Below are 18,027 nucleotides of genomic sequence, written 5' to 3'. Positions count from 1 at the left end.
TATCATTATAATTTATATATACCAGAACCTTAATTACTGTATTAAATCCATAAAAAAATAAAATTATAAATCAATTAATAAAAAAGTATCTCTTAAATAGTTATATACTATTCAAATCAATATACTTATTGGTTTTTGACTGTTAATTTTGGTAAATTTGAGTAACCTATAAATTAACCTTTACATCTATTTAATATGGCTATAATAAAACCATTTAAAGCTATTCGCCCAACAAGAGATAAAGCTGCGCTTGCAACTTCTAGATCTTACGATGAATATTCAAAAAAAGAATTAAAATCTGTTTTAAATTACAATCCTTTTTCATTTTTACATATTATAGCTCCAGGTTATGCAGAAAACGAAACATATATTGGAAATAAACGATTTAAAAAAATAAAAAAAGTTTATCAGAATTTTAAAGCAAATAATATTTATAGAAAAGATGAAAAAGCTCAATATTACCTTCACGAAAAAACATATAAAGGTGATGTGTTTTGGGGAATTATTGCAGCGGCTCACACTGATGATTACCAAAATAATATTATAAAAAAACACGAAGACACATTAAAACATAGAGAAGAACTTTTTGGGGATTATTTAGATATTACGGGCTTTAATGCTGAACCAGTACTACTCACCTATCCGGAAAGTAATTATTTAAATAGAGTTTATAGAAAATATAAAGAAAAACGTTCAGAATACGAATTTACAACTCATACCAAACGACTACATAAATTATGGATTATTGACCAGGCTTTAGATATTCAAAATATTGAAAAAGAATTTTCAAAAATGAATGCTATTTATATTGCCGATGGACATCACAGAACTGCTTCGTCAAATTATTTAGCACAAAAGCGGAAAAGTCAAAATCCAAACCACACTGGAAATGAATGTTATAATTATTTTATGAGTTATTTAATTTCAGATACAAACCTTAAAATATCTGCTTTTGATAGACTTATAACCGACCTAAACGGCAATACAAAACAAGAGTTTTTAGATAAATTGAATGTTTTGTATAGAATTGAAAATAAAAGCCCAAACCAATATCAACCTTCTGTAAAACATCATTTCTCAATGTATTTAGATGGGGACTATTATTCATTATACCTTCGAAAAACTGATTATCCTATTAACAACGCTTTATCAGATTTAGACACTCATATTATTCATAAAACAATATTAAAGCCTATTTTGGGTATTAAAGATTTAAAAACAGATCCAAGAATTAAATGTTTACCAGCTATCAACAGTAAAAAACAATTAAAAAAAGCAGTAGATTCTGGAAAATATAAAGTGGGCTTTGGCTTGTTCCCTGTTTCCATAACACAATTAAAAGCTGTTGTAAATGAAGATTTACGCATGCCTCCAAAAAGCACTTACATTGAACCAAAATTAAGAAGTGGTTTAACTATTTTTGAACTTGATGAATGATTTATTTCCAGTATATTTGATGTATATTTATAATTAATTTAATACAATGAGTATTGCCTACAATTTAAAACATATCAAAACCACTATTCCATCAAATGTTGAATTAGTTGCTGTATCAAAAACCAAACCTAATGAAGCTATTTTAGAGGCTTACAATGCTGGTCAAAGAGTATTTGGCGAAAATAAAATTCAGGAAATGGTTGAAAAATACGACCAATTACCAAAAGATATAGAATGGCACATGATTGGACATTTACAACGCAATAAAGTGAAATATATGGCACATTTTGTACATTTAATTCATGGAGTTGATAGTTTTAAAACCTTAAAAGAAATTAATAAACAAGCAAAAAAACATAATAGAGTTATAAATTGCTTATTACAAATAAAAATAGCAAAAGAAGAAACAAAATTTGGAATGGATTTAGATGAAGTTTCTTCAATTTTAAATTCAGAAGAGTTTAAAAATTTAGAAAATATATGTATAATTGGTTTTATGGGAATGGCTAGTTTTACTAATAATAATGCAATAGTTAGAGAAGAATTTAAAACGTTAAAACAACATTCCACTAATTTAAAAATAAATAAATTCAAAAATTTTCAACCTACTGTTTTATCAATGGGAATGAGTGGAGATTACCAAATTGCTATTGAAGAAGGTAGCACCATGGTTAGAATAGGAAGTTCAATTTTTGGAGAAAGAAATTATAATTAATTTGTACGCAATATTAGATATAGAAACCACCGGTGGGCAATTTAACGACGAAGGTATTACCGAAATTGCCATTTATAAATTTGATGGACATCAAATTGTAGACACATTTGTAAGCTTAATAAATCCAGAGCGAGATATACAACCTTTTGTTGTAAAACTTACAGGTATTAACAGCGGAATGCTTAAAAATGCTCCTAAATTTTTTGAAGTAGCTAAAAGAATTGTTGAAATTACAAAAGATTGCGTGCTAGTAGCACATAACGCAGATTTTGACAGTAGAATTTTAACTACCGAATTTAGAAGACTTGGCTTTGATTATGAAAGAAAAACAGTTTGCACCGTTGAATTAAGCAAAACATTAATACCAGACCAACCAACTTACAAATTAGGTAAATTGTGTAGAGCATTAGGTATCCCTGTCTCAAGTCGTCACAGAGCAGAAGGAGATGCAATTGCAACTGTACAATTATTTAAGCTTTTGTTAAATAAAGATGTTAACAAAAATATTATTAAAGAAGCTATAAAAACTGAAAACAAAAGAAAATTAGCTCCAAAATTACAAGGCATTTTAGACGAACTACCTTCCAAAACAGGTATTTTTTATGTACATAACAATAAACGAGACATTATGTACATTGGAAAAGGTAGAAATATACGTAAAGCAGTTAATCAATTGTTTTTACGCTCAACTAAAAGAGCTAAAACACTACAAAATTTAGTTGTTTCGGTTTCACATGAAGAAACAGGAAATGAATTAGTTGCAGAACTAAAATTTATTGAAGAATTAAGTATTCACAAACCAACCTACAACAAATCTCAACGCAGTAGTTTTCCTGCTATAAAATTTAGCAATCCTAATTTAATGATTGTAGATAAAGGCAGAGATATTGGAGAAAAATCTGTAGTATTAATTGAAGATAATAAACTTAAAGGTTTCTGTTATACAGATTTAGCCTACCAATTAAATCATTTAGAAGTTTTACGAAATCTAATTTCTCCACTTCACAATTCAAAAAATAATAGGTTTATTGTGAAAAACTATCTACAAAAGAAACAAGTTGAAAAACTTATTAGATTCTAAAATTCAAATGCTATGAATAAAAGATTAATTTTAGCACTAGTTGTGCTACTAACTACTATTGTTAACGCTCAAAAAAAAAATAAAGATTACATTTTTGGATATATAACTTCTGAAGAATATGAATTAAAAAAATACCCTTTAGACACTACTGCCAATGCTGTTGTTTTATATGAAATAGGTAATTCTGTTTTTAAAGTTGATGATGATAATATTTTTATAGAAACCACTTATTATTCAAAAATAAAGATTTTCAATAAAGAAGGATTTGAACATGCTAATTTTAAAATTCCAATTTATAATAACGATAACCATAGCGAAAAAGTAATTAACATAAAAGGAACAACTTCTAACAATTACTCCAAAACACATTTAGCTAAATCTAACATATTTAACGAAAGAGAAAATGAAAATTGGAGTTATGTAAAATTTACGCTTCCTAACTTAAAAGCAGGAAGTATTATTGAGGTAGAATACACCTTAAAAACACCATTTAAATTTAATCTAACTGGTTGGGAATTTCAATCTTCTATTCCAAAAGTTTTAAGCATTTACAAAGCACAAATTCCTGGCAATTATGTTTATAACAGAAAGAAAAAAGGAAAAATTCATTTAAAAACTAATTCTTCAACACTTAAAAAAAAATGCTTCAGAGTTCCTTGGTATAATTCAGCTGTTGCAGATTGTGAAGATGTTGAATATTCAGCGGAAAACATCCCTGCTTTTATAGAAGAAGATTATATGACAGATCCAGATAATTTTAAATCTCAAATTAAATTTGAATTATCTGAATTTAAATGGTTTGATGGAACAAAAAAAAAATATTCAAAAACTTGGGCTGATGTAGATAAAGAGTTTAAAACTGATAAAAACATTGGAACACAACTAAAAAAAGTTAGCTTTTTTGAAAATAAATTACCTGAAGATATTAAGAGTTTACCTAACACTTTAGAAAAAGCAAAAAAAGTATATTATTTTATCCAAAATCATTTCTCATGGAATAAAAAGTATCGATTATTTTCAGAAGTAAGAGTGAAAAAAGCTTTTGAAGAACAAGTAGGTAATGTTGGAGAAATAAATATTTCATTAATAAATGCTTTAAAAGCTGCTGGGTTTAACGCAGAATTAGTGGCGCTTTCTACAAGAAACAATGGTTTTGCAACAAAATTATACCCTGTTATTTCTGATTTTAATTATGCCATTGCCAAATTAAATATTGATAATAAATATTATCTACTTGATGCTACTGATAAAAATTTACCCTTTAACCTACTACCTTTTAGATGCTTAAATGGCTCTGGAAGAGCTATGGATTTTGAAAATGATAGTTATTGGGTGGATATTATACCTAATGAATCAAATAAAACTTCATTAACTTCTTATTTAGAATTAAAAGAAGATGGAACTATTGTTGGTAAATTAAGAAAATATCATTCTGGCTATAACTCTTTTTTAAGAAGAAAAGAAATAGAGGAGTCAAATGAAGATGATTTAATCTCTGAATTTGAAGACAGTTTTAACAATTTAGAAGTTCTTAATTACGAAATTTTAAATAAAAACGACAAAGAAAAACCTCTTACTGAACTTATTGAAATTAAAATAAAAACTAGCAATAATCCATCTACTATTTTTGTTAATCCTTATTTTGACGAAAAGTTCTCTAAAAACCCTTTTAAACAAAAAAACAGATTCTATCCTGTAGATTTTGGATATAAAAGAGAGTATTCTACTATACTTTCTATCGAAATCCCGGATAATTACCAACTTAATTATTACCCTGAGGAAATGGGTATAACTTTAGAAGAAGAAGGTGGAGAACTTAATGTGTTCAGTAAAAAACTAAACGATTATAAATATACTCTCAAAAGTAGATTTAAACTTAAAAAACCAATTTATTATAATTTTGAATATCAAGGATTAAAAGAAATATTTAGAAGGGTAATAAACGCTCAAAAAGAATCTTTAGTGATAAGTAAAAACTAGCAGTTAAATAACCTAGTTTAAAAATTATACAAATTTAATTAAAATTAGTAACTTCGAATAAAACATTTACGTTGAAAAAAGAAAATAAAGAATCTAATTGGAAGAAAATACTTCATGATATTATTTATGAAGCCGACACCAAACAAGGTAAATGGTTTGATATAATTTTGATACTAACCATTCTAGCTAGTATTATTTTTGTAATGCTTGAAAGTGTTGAAAGTTTTGATAATAAATACCATAAATTTTTAAACGCTGCAGAATGGGTAATTACAATTTTATTTACAATTGAATATTTTACTCGTATTATTACCATTAAAAGGCCTTCAAGCTATATATTTAGTTTTTATGGAATTGTTGATTTATTAGCCACCATTCCAAAATATTTATCATTAATTTTTGGAGGTACACATGCTTTAGTTGCTTTACGCGCTTTAAGATTACTACGTGTATTTAGAATTCTAAAACTTGCACGTTATTTAGGTGCTTCTAAATCTCTAATTAAAGCCTTAAAAGCTAGCAGAATTAAAATTGCAGTATTTCTGTTTAGTGTATTAGTATTAACCATTATTTTAGGTACAGTTATGTACTTAATTGAAGGACCTTCAAATGGTTTTACAAGTATTCCTTTAAGTATGTATTGGGCAATTGTAACGCTTACAACAGTAGGTTATGGAGATATTGCACCACACACACCTTTTGGTCAATTTATTGCAAGTATAGTAATGATTTTAGGTTATGGAATTATTGCAGTTCCTACCGGAATTGTAACTTCTGAAATAACTAAAACAGAACTTCAACACCATAACAACACTCAACATTGTTCTAATTGTAACGAAGATAAACATGCAAAAGGTGCTAAATTTTGTCATAAATGTGGAGAGGAATTAAACTATGAATAATTATTTAATTACAGTTATTGGCGCTACAGCTATTGGAAAAACGGCTTTAAGTATAAAATTAGCTCAACATTTTAATGCTGAAATTATTTCTTGTGATTCTCGTCAATTTTATAAGGAAATGGAGATTGGTACTGCTGTACCTTCAACCGAAGAATTAGCAGCTGCTAAACATCATTTTATTCAAAATAGAAGTATTTTTGATAATTATAGTGTTGGTCAATTTGAAAAAGACGCTTTAACAAAACTAAACAAGCTTTTTAAAAATAATAAGGTTGTTATTATGGTTGGAGGTAGCGGTTTGTATGTAAATGCAGTTTTAAAAGGCTTGGATTATTTTCCCGATGTTGATGCTAAAATAAGAGAAAATTTAAATGCTGAAATTGAAAAAGGTAATAGTACCCAACTTCAAGAAAAATTAAAACAATTAGATCTAGAATCATACAATTCAATTGAAATTGAGAATCCTCACAGATTAATTAGAGCATTAGAAATTTGTATTGGAACTAGTAAAACCTATTCTGAATTTAAAAACAAACCGAAAGCAAAACGTAACTTCACTCCTATTAAAGTTGGTTTAACTGCAGATAGAGAACTTATGTACAATAGAATTAACCAACGTGTTGATATTATGATTGAAAATGGCTTGTTAGACGAAGCTAAAAAACTTCACAAATACAAAGAATTAAACGCCTTGCAAACTGTTGGTTACAGAGAGTTATTTGAATATTTTGATGGAAACTGCACATTAGATTTTGCTATTTCAGAGATTAAAAAAAATACCCGTAGGTTTGCCAAAAGACAAGTTACTTGGAATAAAAAAGATGAAGAAATAACGTGGTTTGACTTTAAAACAAATGCTTCAACAATAATTTCTAAAATTGAAAATCTCCTTGAATAAAAAAGAACTTAAAGAATTTTTAGACGAAAAAGTAATTGAGTTCAATAATCCAAAGTTTATTGAAAGTGATCCTATTCAAATTCCTCATCAATTTACGTTAAAAGAAGATATTGAAATTTCGGCATTTTTAACATCAACCATTGCTTGGGGAAACAGAAAAATGATTATCAATAATTCTAAAAAAATAATGGAGTTGTTAGGTAATTCACCTTTTGATTTTATAATGAGTTATAAAGAAAATGAATTAGGTAGGTTTGATTCTTTTGTACATAGAACCTTTAATGCCATAGATTTAAAGTTTTTTATTCAATCGCTTCAACATATTTATAAAAATCACAATGGTTTAGAGGCTGTTTTTACAAAACATTCAGAAAAAAATAGTACACAACCAGCTATTACGGCTTTAAAAGAAGTTTTTTTTGAAATTCCTCACCAGCAGCGTACTCAAAAACATGTTTCAAACCCAGCTAAAGGTTCTGCAGCAAAACGCATAAATATGTTTTTACGTTGGATGGTTAGAAATGATAATGCTGGTGTAGATTTTGGAATTTGGAAAAACCTTACTCCTTCTCAATTATCTTGCCCTTTAGATGTTCATTCAGGAAACGTAGCTAGAAAATTAGGCCTTTTAAATAGAAAACAAAATGATGCAAAAGCATTACTTGAACTCGATACAAATCTTCGAAAACTAGATAAAAATGATCCTGTTAAATACGATTTTGCCTTGTTTGGGTTAGGTGTGTTTGAAAAGTTTTAAACAAAAAAAAGGTCTAAATTAATTTAGACCTTTTTTATACTATTTTTTTATTATTGAGCTTCTAATGTTGTTAACTTACTTTTTGCCAATACAAAATCTGGAAATAAACTTACTGCTCTTTCAAAGCTTAATTTAGCATCTTCATTCTTTTTCATTGCCACTTCAATCATTCCTAATAAATACGCAATTGCAGGCTTTAGTTTTACTTTTTGATTGTAATTTTTATTTACCTGAAATGTAACTTCATACTTGCCAGAATCTGTTAATTGATCTGCTTTTTTAGCTGAAGCATATGCTTCATCAAATTTATTTAAAGCAAGTTGTAAGCCAGATATTTTATACGCATGGTAATTACTATTACTTAATTTAAGAATGGTTTGGTATGTTTCAATAGCTTTTTCTAAAGCACCCATAGATTCTAACGAGATAGCTTTCATCTCCAACAACCTTTGGTCGTTTGGTTTACTTTTTAAAATATCTTCTATAACTAAAAAACAAGAAATATTTTTTCTTGAATTAAAGTACATAACAGCTAAAGTATCTAAATATGTACTAGTTGGTCCTTCTAATGCAATAATATTATAAATAGAGCTTATTGCTGAAGATTGATCGCTATATTTTTTTGCTAATGTTAATTTACTTTTTTCAAATGCAACAGTTGTACTTTGTGAAACAGCTACAAACGTAATTAAAAATGTTGCTATATAAATAAAATTTTTCATTGTATAAATGCTATTAATTAGATGTAAGTTTATATAATTTTAAACTAATTTAGTAAAAGTAGTTAACAAATTTATAAACTACGCTTTAATATTTCCTTATTTATTTTTTTCACTAATGAAGGACCTTCATAAATAAAACCTGTATATATTTGAACTAAATCTGCACCAGCTTCTATTTTTTCAATAGCATCTTCTGCTGAATGAATTCCACCAACACCAATAATTGGAAACGCTTTATTTGATTTATCTGCCAAATATTTTATGGTAGCAGTACTTTGTTTAGCAATAGGTTTACCGCTTAAACCTCCATTACCAATTGCCTCTATCTCTTCACTAGAAGCTTTTAAACCTTCTCTACTAACTGATGTATTTGTTGCTATAACACCATCAATTTTAGTTTCATCAACAAGTTCTATTATTTCATCTAGTTGAATTTCATTCATATCAGAACCAATTTTAAGTACTATTGGTTTTTGAATTTCTTTAGAATTATTAATTTTTTGAACTTCTGTAATTAATTCAACCAAATAATCTTTATCCGTTAATTTAGCATGGCTTCCAACATTTGGGCAACTAACATTTAACACAAAGTAATCTACAAAAGAATGTAATTCATTAAAGCATTCTATATAATCATTTGTATAACTTTCAGGCATTGTAGCTGTATTTTTACCAATGTTTCCTCCAATAATTACTTTGCCTTTGTTATTTTTAAGTTGTTCAATAGCCGCTTTTAAACCTTGGTTATTAAAACCCATTCTATTAATAATTCCACCATCTTGCTTTAGTCTAAATATTCTTTTTTTTGGGTTTCCAACTTGTGGTTTTGGAGTTACCGTTCCTATTTCTATAAAACCAAATCCAAAATCCGCTAATTCATTATATAAAACAGCATTTTTATCAAAACCGGCGGCTAAACCAACTGGATTTTTAAATGTTAATCCAAATAGTTTTTTTTCTAAACGTTTATCTTTCAACTGAAATAAATTTCTAAAAAGACTAGGAAAACCAGGTATTTTTGAAAGTATTTTAATTGCTGAAAAAGTAAAATGATGTATTTTTTCTGGATCGAAAAGAAAAAAGAATGGACGAATGATAGTTTTATACATTACTCTAGGTTTATGCTAAATTAAAAAAAAAGCCTTTAGAAAACTAAAGGCTTAAAATATTATCTCAATATTGCTCCAACATTTTTTTCAAATGTTTGTTGCAACTTCTGCATTATTTTATCTATCTGCTTATCGTTTAATGTTTTATTTTCATCTTGTAATAAAAAACTAACCGCATATGATTTTTTGCCAGCTTCTAATTTATCTCCTTCATAAACATCAAATAAATCAACCTCTTTTAATAAATTCTTTTCAGCTTGAAATGCTAAATTATAAATTTCTTTAAATGTTACTTCTTCATTAATTAACAGTGCAAAATCACGTTTTACAGCAGGAAATTTAGGTAATTCAGAAATTTTAACAGTTGATTTTCCTCCTACTTTTAAAACGTTCTCCCAATTAAAATCTGCAAATAAAACTTCTTGTTTAATTCCAAATTCTTTGTTTATACTACGTTTTACAACACCTAAATCTACAAGTTTTATTTTACCTAAACTTAACGTAATTCCTTCAGAAAACACATCGTTTTTAGTTGGACTTGTTTTAACGTTCGAAATACCTAATCTATCCAATAAAGTTGAAACAATTCCTTTTAAATAAAAGAAATCGGATGTTTTTTGAGTAACGTTCCAACTCTCTTTTGTACGTTGACCAGAAACAAACAATGTTAAATGTTTTTGTTCACTATAACCACTTTCAAATTTGTGATAGGTTTTTCCAAATTCAAAGAATTTTAACGCATTATTTTTACGATTAACATTGTAGATGACTGACTCTAAACCACTGAATAATAATGATTGACGCATAACACCTAAATCATTACTTAAAGGGTTTAACATTTCTACATTATGCTCTTCTTTTAACAATTCTGATAATTTTACATAGTCAGATTTTGTTAATGAATTTGCCATAGTTTCATTAAAACCTTGTGAAACTAATTGATTTGAAACTACATTTTCAATTTTAACATCGTCAAATTCTGAAAAGGAAATAGATGTATTTAGTTTATGTGAAAACTCTACATTATTATAGCCATAAACACGTAAAATTTCTTCAATAATATCGGCTTCTCTCGTTACATCAACTCTATACGAAGGAACCGTTAATCCAACACCTCCATCAGTTACACTATTTACTTTTATATCTAAAGATGCTAGTATATTTTTAACTGTTTCTCTTGGAATAACAGCACCAATTAAACGATCCATTTTTTCATAGGAAAGAAAAACTTCAAAATCACTTATTTTAGTTGGATATAAATCAACAATTTCCGATGAAACTTTTCCACCTGCAACTTCAATAATTAAATTTACTGCACGTTTTAAAGCATATTCAGTAATATTTGGGTCTATTCCTCTTTCAAATCTAAAAGAAGCATCAGTATTTAAAGCATGACGTTTTGCTGTTTTTCTAATAGAAACTGGGTTAAAATAAGCGCTTTCTAAAAAAATAGAGGTTGTACTGCTCGAAACTCCAGATTCAATTCCTCCAAAAACACCTGCAATACACATTGGTTCTTCATTACCATTACAAATCATTAGATCTTCTTCATGCAATTCTCTTTCTACTTCGTCTAAAGTTGTAAATTTTGTTCCGGCTGGAAGCGTTTTTACAATTACCTTATTTCCTTTTACTTTATTAGCGTCAAAAGCGTGTAAAGGTTGACCTAATTCGTGTAATACATAATTTGTAACATCAACAATATTATTTATAGGTGTTAAACCAATTGCTTTTAGTCTATTTTGAATCCAAGTTGGAGAATCTTTTACTTCAATATTTGAAATTGTTACACCAGCATATCTAGGAGCTTTTTCAGAATCTTCAACTACTACATCAAATTTTAGTGTTCTATCATCTACATGAAAATCACTAACTGAAGGCGAAATTAATTCTAATTTTGTTCCTTGCTGAATCATACCTGCACGTAAATCACGGGCGGTTCCATAGTGACTCATACCATCAGCTCTATTTGGAGTTAATCCAATTTCAAAAACTTCATCTTTTTCAATATTAAAAACTTTGGCAGCAGCTGTACCAGCTTCTAAATCATTATCTAATATCATAATCCCATCATGACTTGAACCTAAACCTAATTCGTCTTCAGCGCAAATCATTCCAAAACTTTCTTCGCCTCTAATTTTTCCTTTTTTAATTTTAAAGTCTTTCCCTTTATCATCGTATAATGTAGTTCCAATAGTAGCAACCGGAACTGTTTGTCCAGCATCAACATTTGGAGCTCCACAAACAATTTGAACTGGCTCTTCAGCACCTATATCAACAGTTGTAACTTTTAACCTATCAGCATTTGGATGCTGAACACACGTTAAAACTTTACCTATTACTATACCTTCTAGACTTCCTTTTATAGATTCTACAGTTTCAATTCCTTCAACTTCAAGTCCTAAATCAGTTAATAATTCTCCAGTTTTTTCAGCTTCCCAATCAACTTTTAAAAACTGCTTTAACCAATTGTATGATATTTTCATGTTTAATGTTCTTTTTTATCGAAATGCAAAGATAATCATTCCTATTAAGAAGGAAAAAAAATGAAGGTAGAAGTTTATTGTGTTTTTAACTTATCTATTAACTAATATTAGACCAAACAGTACTGTTTTTTTGAAGATGAATATAAGCCATTTTTACAACCTTATTTTTAGGTATATTTAAAGCCGGATCTTCGGTTAAAATTTCAATAGCAAAGCTTCGAGCTGATTTTAATATTTGAGAATCTTTAACAATGTCTGCAATTCTTAAATTTAAAATACCACTTTGCTGTTTTCCCATTAAATTACCTGGACCACGCAATTTTAAATCAACTTCAGCAATTTCAAAACCATCGCTAGTTCTAACCATAGTTTCCATTCTAGTTTTAGCATCAGCAGACAACTTAAAATCAGTCATTAAAATACAATAACTTTGTTCTGCTCCTCGCCCAACTCTTCCGCGTAATTGATGTAATTGAGACAACCCAAACCTTTCTGCACTTTCAATAACCATTACACTTGCATTTGGCACATTTACACCTACTTCAATTACTGTAGTTGCTACCATAATATGTGTTTCTCCTTTTAAAAAACGTTGCATTTCAAACTCTTTATCTTGAGCTTTCATTTTACCATGCACAATACTAACTTGGTATTGAGGTTTAGGAAAATCTCTTGAAATACTTTCAAAACCATCCATTAAATCTTTATAATCCATAGCTTCGGATTCATTAATTAAAGGATATACAACATACACTTGTCTTCCTTTTGCAATTTCATCTTTTAAAAATTTAAAAACTGAAAGTCGTTGAGAATCAAATCGATGTGCTGTTTGTATTGCTTTTCTTCCTGGAGGTAATTCATCAATTACAGAAATATCCAAATCTCCATACAAACTCATAGCAAGTGTTCTTGGAATTGGAGTTGCTGTCATAACTAAAATATGAGGTGGTAATTCGTTTTTTAACCACATTTTAGAACGTTGTTCAACACCAAATCTATGTTGTTCATCTATTATTGCTATTCCTAAATTTTTAAATTTTACTTTATCTTCAATTAAAGCGTGTGTTCCTATTAATATATGAAGTTCTCCAGATTCTAATGCTGAATGAATTTCTTTTCGTTCTTTGGTTTTAGAGCTTCCTGTTAATAATTTTACCTTAATATCTGTTTTTTCCAATAATTCTACTATTGAATTGTAATGTTGTGTTGCTAAAATTTCAGTAGGCGCCATTAACGCAGCTTGAAAATTATTATCCAATGCTATTAACATAGTTAATAATGCAACCATTGTTTTTCCCGAACCAACATCGCCTTGTAGTAAACGATTCATTTGAGCATTAGAACCTAAATCTTTTCTAATTTCTTTTAAAACTCGTTTTTGGGCATTTGTTAATTCAAACGGTAAATGATTATTATAAAAATTGTTAAAATGTTCTCCAACATTCTCAAAAACATAACCTTTAATTTTAGATTTTCTAACTATTTTTTTTCTAATCAACTGCAATTGAATAAAAAACAACTCTTCAAACTTTAATCTAAACTGTGCTTTTGTTAATAATTTTTGACTTTGAGGAAAATGAATATTTAAAAGCGCCTCGCGTTTTGATATTAAATTCAATCGTTCTAATACATCTCTAGATAAAGTTTCTGTAAAATTTCCACCAAATTCTTGAAATAAATTTTGAATAATTTGAGAAATCACCCTATTTCCAATTCCTTTATTTGTCAATTTTTCAGTAGATGGATAAATTGGCTGCATGGCGCTTCGTAAATTCTTTTTGTAATTTTCTACTAATTCCATTTCGGGATGTGGCATACTATAAGTACCATTGAAATAATTTGTTTTCCCAAAAATAACATACGGAGTATTTATTTTTAATGAATCTTTAATCCATTTTGCACCTCTAAACCAAACCAGTTCCATTCTACCAGTTTCATCAATAAATGTCGCTACCAACCTACTTCCTCGTTTTTGCTTTATTGTTTTTAAGGAAGTAATTTTTCCTACAATTTGAACTTCAGAAGAATTTTGCTGTAACTGATTAATTTTAAAAAACTGCGTTCTATCTAAATATCTATTTGGAAAAAAATTTAATAAATCGCCGAATGTGTGTATACCAAGTTCCGATTTTAATAAATCAGCTCTATTTGGTCCAACTCCTTTTAAGTAAGAAATAGCTGTATTTAAAGTATATATTGGCATTAAGCAGTTTTAAAGCACGAAGATAATCATTCAACTTTCAAAATACAATTAACATGATACTAACGTGTAAATTTGTATCTTTGCAGCCTTAAATTTAAAATATGAGATTACACAGAAATTTAGTGTTTACAGTTATAGATTCGATAAAACTGATTTTTAATGAAGGTGAATATGCCGATAAAGTTGTTCAAAAAGCTTTAAAACGTGATTCACGCTGGGGAGCGAGAGACCGTAAATTTGTAGCAGAAACTATTTATGAAATGGTTAGATGGAAAAGATTATACAATGAAATTGCTGGTACAAAATCTCATTACACTACAGAAAATGTTTGGAAAAATTTTACTGTTTTTGCTGTATTAAAAGGTTATACTTTACCTGATTGGCCACAATTTGAAGGTACTCCAGAAAGAAGAATTAAAGGTAAATTCGACGAACTTCAAAATAATAGAGTTTTTAAAGAATCTATTCCTGATTGGATGGATGAATTAGGAGTTGCTGAATTAGGAGAAAAACATTGGAGTAAAGAAATTGAAGCTTTAAATAAACAAGCTGAAGTTATTTTACGTACAAATACACTTCGAACTAATAAAGCTACTTTACAAAAAAAATTAGCTGATGAAGGAATTGAAACTGTTGAAATAGATGGTTATCCTTCTGCATTAAAATTAGTAGAAAGAGCAAATGTTTTTAGAACTGACGCCTTTAAATCAGGTTTTTTTGAAGTGCAAGATGCTTCTTCTCAACTAGTTGCTGCTTATTTAGATGTAAAACCTGGAATGCGTGTAATTGACACCTGTGCTGGTGCTGGAGGTAAATCGTTGCATTTATCAGCGTTAATGGAAAATAAAGGAACTATTATTGCAACCGATATTTACGAAAGTAAATTAAAAAAGTTGAAAATTAGAACTAGAAGAGCTGGTGCACATAACATTACCACTAAAGTAATTGAATCTTCTAAAGTTATCAAAAAAATGAAAAATACTGCAGATGCAGTATTAATTGATGCTCCTTGTAGTGGAATTGGAGTTTTAAGAAGAAATCCAGATAGTAAATGGAAATTACAACCCGAATTTATTGAAAACATAATTAAAACACAAGCTGATATATTAGAACGTTATTCTAAATTAGTAAAAGTTGGTGGAAAAGTAGTATATGCAACTTGCTCTATTTTACCTTCTGAAAACGAACTTCAAGTTAAAGCTTTTCTAAAAACCAACGATAATTTTAGAATTATTAAAGATCATAAAGTTTCACCGTTTAAAACTGGTTACGATGGTTTTTATATGGCTTTATTAGAACGAATTAGCTAATTCTAATTTTTCATGGCTAAAAAAGGTAAAGCAAAAAATACCCAAAATAAAGCGAAACATAGTAAGTTAATAAATCAGAAAAAGAATAAATTAAAACAACAAAAGTTAATACGAGAGTTAAAACTAAAAAGTTTAAATTTAAAAATTAACAAACAAAAGAGCTAAAAATGTTTTTTTTTTCTATTTTTGATTGATTTATTACATATAATAACCCTAAAACAAGAATTTAATGAAAAAACTATTACTTTTTTTATTGTTGGTAAATTATACATTATTTGCCCAACAATCTTATTATGACGATGTTGATTTAACCAAAACAGGAACTGATTTAAGGGATGAATTGGCAACTAAAATTATTACTACTCATACCACAACTTTAAGTTATACTCCAGGTGTTTGGGAAGCTTGTAAAATTACTGATTTAGACCCTGATGATGCTACAAATAGTAATGTATTATTAATTTATGGATCTAGCGATACTGATGGAAATTATGTTACAGACAGAACTAGAGATAAAGATTTAAACGGAGGTACAAGCGGAACTGAATGGAACAGAGAACATACCTATGCTAAATCGCTAGGTTCACCAGATTTAGGAACTTCTGGACCTGGTGCTGATGCACACCATTTAAGAGCTTCTGATATTACATTAAATGGATATAGAGGTAGTTTAAAGTTCGCTACTGGTTCTGGTACAGCAGGAACATCAGGAAGTGGATGGTATCCTGGGGATGAATGGAAAGGTGATGTTGCAAGAATGATGATGTATATGTACTTGCGCTATGGAAGTCAATGTTACCCTACAGGTGTTGCTATTGGAACTACAAATTCGGTAGATTCAAATATGATTGATTTATTATTAGATTGGAACGCTGAAGATCCTGTTTCTGATTATGAGGACCAAAGAAACACACATCATGATAGTTCTCACCAATACGCACAAGGAAACAGAAACCCTTTTATTGATAATCCAAATTTAGCGACTCAAATTTGGGGTGGACCTATTGCGGAAGATAGATGGAATGTTATTCCTGATACTGAAGCTCCAACAGCACCTTTAAATTTAGCTGCTTCAAACATTACTAATACAACGGTAGATTTAACTTGGACAGCGTCAACGGATAATGTTGCTGTAACTAGTTATGAAATTTATATTGACGGATCTTTATATGATACTTCTTCAACTAATTCAGCTACATTAACTGGATTAACTCAAAATACCGCATATAGTATTACTGTTTATGCTAAAGATGCTGCTGGAAATACTTCAACAGTTAGTAATACTGAAAACATCACTACTACTAATATTATTGATACAGAAGATCCTTCAACTATTACTGACTTAACGTCTTCAAATATAACAAGTTCATCTGTAGATTTAGACTGGACAGCTTCAACAGATAATTTTGGGGTAACTTCTTATGAAATCTTTCAAGATGGTAGTTTAATTGGAACATCGACTACAAACTCTTATAGTGTTTCTGGTTTAACTTCTGAAACATCTTATAGTTTTACGGTATATGCTAAAGATGCCGCTGGAAATACTTCAACAGTTAGTAATACTGAAATGGTAACAACATTAGAAATATCTGTTATTGGAGGAATGTATTTTCAAGGTTTTGAAGGAACCGCAAATGATACTTGGAATTATTCAATAACACCAACTAATTGTAATGATAGTAATAACGATGTTTGGGATGTAGTATCAAGTGTTGGTTCTATTAGTACTGCAAACACCGACTCATACTTTTTTGGAGTTAAGGATTTAGAAGGAAATTGTGGAACTTCTGATGGAGGAACAATTTCTTTTTCAGCTGCTGACTTATCTAATTACACTGATGTAACATTATCATTTGCAATTAATGTAGTTGGGTACGATGTTTCTTACAATGATATTATTACATATGAAATTTTTCATGATAATGTTTCACAAGGTGCTATTACCATAACCGTAGGAAATCCTTATAGTACCTCTGGTTGGGAAGAAATATCAGCTATAGTACCAAATAGCGTTACCTCGGTAAAACTAGATATTTATGTTAAACAAAATGGAGGAAGTGATTATGCAGGAATTGATGACGTTAAACTAGAAGGTACAAGTACCTTGTCAAATGATGAATTTGAAAATAATCTATTTAATGTGTATCCAAATCCAACAAAAAATAACAAAGTAACCATTGCTTTAAATAATACTTCTGAAGTTAATTCTGTTGAATTTTATAACATGGCAGGTCAACTAATTATTAGTAAGCAACAACCAACTATTTCAAACAATAAAATTGAAATGGATAATATTCCAAGTGGAATGTATATTGTTAAAGTTCAAAATAATACATCTCAATCTATAAAAAGGTTAGTTGTTAATTAGATCTAAAGCATAAAAAAGTAATAAAAAAAAGCGACTCAAAAATTTGAGTCGCTTTTTTA

At 28.8% G+C, this 18,027-nt stretch carries 13 protein-coding genes; 9 read left to right on the top strand and 4 right to left on the bottom strand.

What is annotated here, in order from left to right; translation table 11 throughout:
- The first annotated feature begins 195 nt into the window (after positions 1-195).
- From R3X25_RS09580 to R3X25_RS09550, 7 genes are all read left to right on the top strand, one after another.
- Positions 196-1,437, top strand: a complete 1,242-nt coding sequence (locus tag R3X25_RS09580) for a DUF1015 domain-containing protein (RefSeq protein WP_317674231.1) — start codon at positions 196-198, stop codon at positions 1,435-1,437.
- A gap of 46 nt (positions 1,438-1,483) precedes the next feature.
- The gene (locus R3X25_RS09575; protein WP_317674229.1) at positions 1,484-2,152 is read left to right on the top strand and encodes a YggS family pyridoxal phosphate-dependent enzyme; all 669 of its coding nucleotides are present in this window, start codon (positions 1,484-1,486) and stop codon (positions 2,150-2,152) included.
- A gap of 1 nt (position 2,153) precedes the next feature.
- A complete protein-coding gene (locus R3X25_RS09570; RefSeq protein WP_317674339.1) occupies positions 2,154-3,233 on the top strand; it encodes an exonuclease domain-containing protein in 1,080 nt (359 codons plus the stop codon).
- Positions 3,234-3,245: 12 nt separating this feature from the next.
- On the top strand, positions 3,246-5,213 hold the full coding sequence (locus R3X25_RS09565; RefSeq protein WP_317674227.1) for a DUF3857 domain-containing protein: 1,968 nt from the start codon (positions 3,246-3,248) through the stop codon (positions 5,211-5,213).
- Between the two features lie 71 nt (positions 5,214-5,284).
- On the top strand, positions 5,285-6,115 hold the full coding sequence (locus R3X25_RS09560; RefSeq protein WP_317674225.1) for an ion transporter: 831 nt from the start codon (positions 5,285-5,287) through the stop codon (positions 6,113-6,115).
- Positions 6,108-7,013, top strand: coding sequence for a tRNA (adenosine(37)-N6)-dimethylallyltransferase MiaA (gene miaA, locus R3X25_RS09555; protein WP_317674223.1), 906 nt, complete (start codon positions 6,108-6,110; stop codon positions 7,011-7,013). The genes R3X25_RS09560 and miaA overlap by 8 nt, the downstream gene beginning before the upstream one ends.
- Positions 7,006-7,770 carry a TIGR02757 family protein gene (locus tag R3X25_RS09550; protein WP_317674221.1) on the top strand — a complete coding sequence of 255 codons (765 nt, stop codon included), beginning with the start codon at positions 7,006-7,008 and terminating at the stop codon, positions 7,768-7,770. The genes miaA and R3X25_RS09550 overlap by 8 nt, the downstream gene beginning before the upstream one ends.
- 50 nt (positions 7,771-7,820) lie before the next feature.
- Here the strand turns inward: R3X25_RS09550 and R3X25_RS09545 are convergent, their stop codons facing one another.
- The 4 genes from R3X25_RS09545 to recG all read right to left on the bottom strand — a co-directional run bounded on the left by R3X25_RS09545 (position 7,821) and on the right by recG (position 14,290).
- Positions 7,821-8,492, bottom strand: a complete 672-nt coding sequence (locus R3X25_RS09545; protein ID WP_317674219.1) for a hypothetical protein — start codon at positions 8,490-8,492, stop codon at positions 7,821-7,823.
- A gap of 71 nt (positions 8,493-8,563) precedes the next feature.
- Positions 8,564-9,601 (bottom strand): quinone-dependent dihydroorotate dehydrogenase, encoded by a 1,038-nt coding sequence (locus R3X25_RS09540; protein ID WP_317674217.1) that lies wholly within the window; start codon positions 9,599-9,601, stop codon positions 8,564-8,566.
- 59 nt (positions 9,602-9,660) lie between these two features.
- Entirely contained in the window at positions 9,661-12,087 is a 2,427-nt protein-coding gene (pheT, locus tag R3X25_RS09535; protein ID WP_317674215.1) for a phenylalanine--tRNA ligase subunit beta, read from the bottom strand.
- 97 nt (positions 12,088-12,184) lie between these two features.
- Positions 12,185-14,290 carry an ATP-dependent DNA helicase RecG gene (gene recG, locus R3X25_RS09530; RefSeq protein ID WP_317674213.1) on the bottom strand — a complete coding sequence of 702 codons (2,106 nt, stop codon included), beginning with the start codon at positions 14,288-14,290 and terminating at the stop codon, positions 12,185-12,187.
- Between the two features lie 101 nt (positions 14,291-14,391).
- On the opposite strand from recG, the gene R3X25_RS09525 reads away from it, so the two are divergent.
- Positions 14,392-15,600, top strand: a complete 1,209-nt coding sequence (locus tag R3X25_RS09525; RefSeq protein ID WP_317674211.1) for an RsmB/NOP family class I SAM-dependent RNA methyltransferase — start codon at positions 14,392-14,394, stop codon at positions 15,598-15,600.
- Between the two features lie 229 nt (positions 15,601-15,829).
- On the top strand, positions 15,830-17,968 hold the full coding sequence (locus R3X25_RS09520) for an endonuclease (RefSeq protein ID WP_317674209.1): 2,139 nt from the start codon (positions 15,830-15,832) through the stop codon (positions 17,966-17,968).
- Positions 17,969-18,027 lie beyond the last annotated feature (59 nt).

Origin of the sequence: Lutibacter sp. TH_r2 (assembly GCF_033101135.1) — a bacterium.
Classification (GTDB): Bacteria; Bacteroidota; Bacteroidia; order Flavobacteriales; family Flavobacteriaceae; genus Lutibacter.
This window is presented reverse-complemented; position numbering and strand designations above follow the sequence as displayed.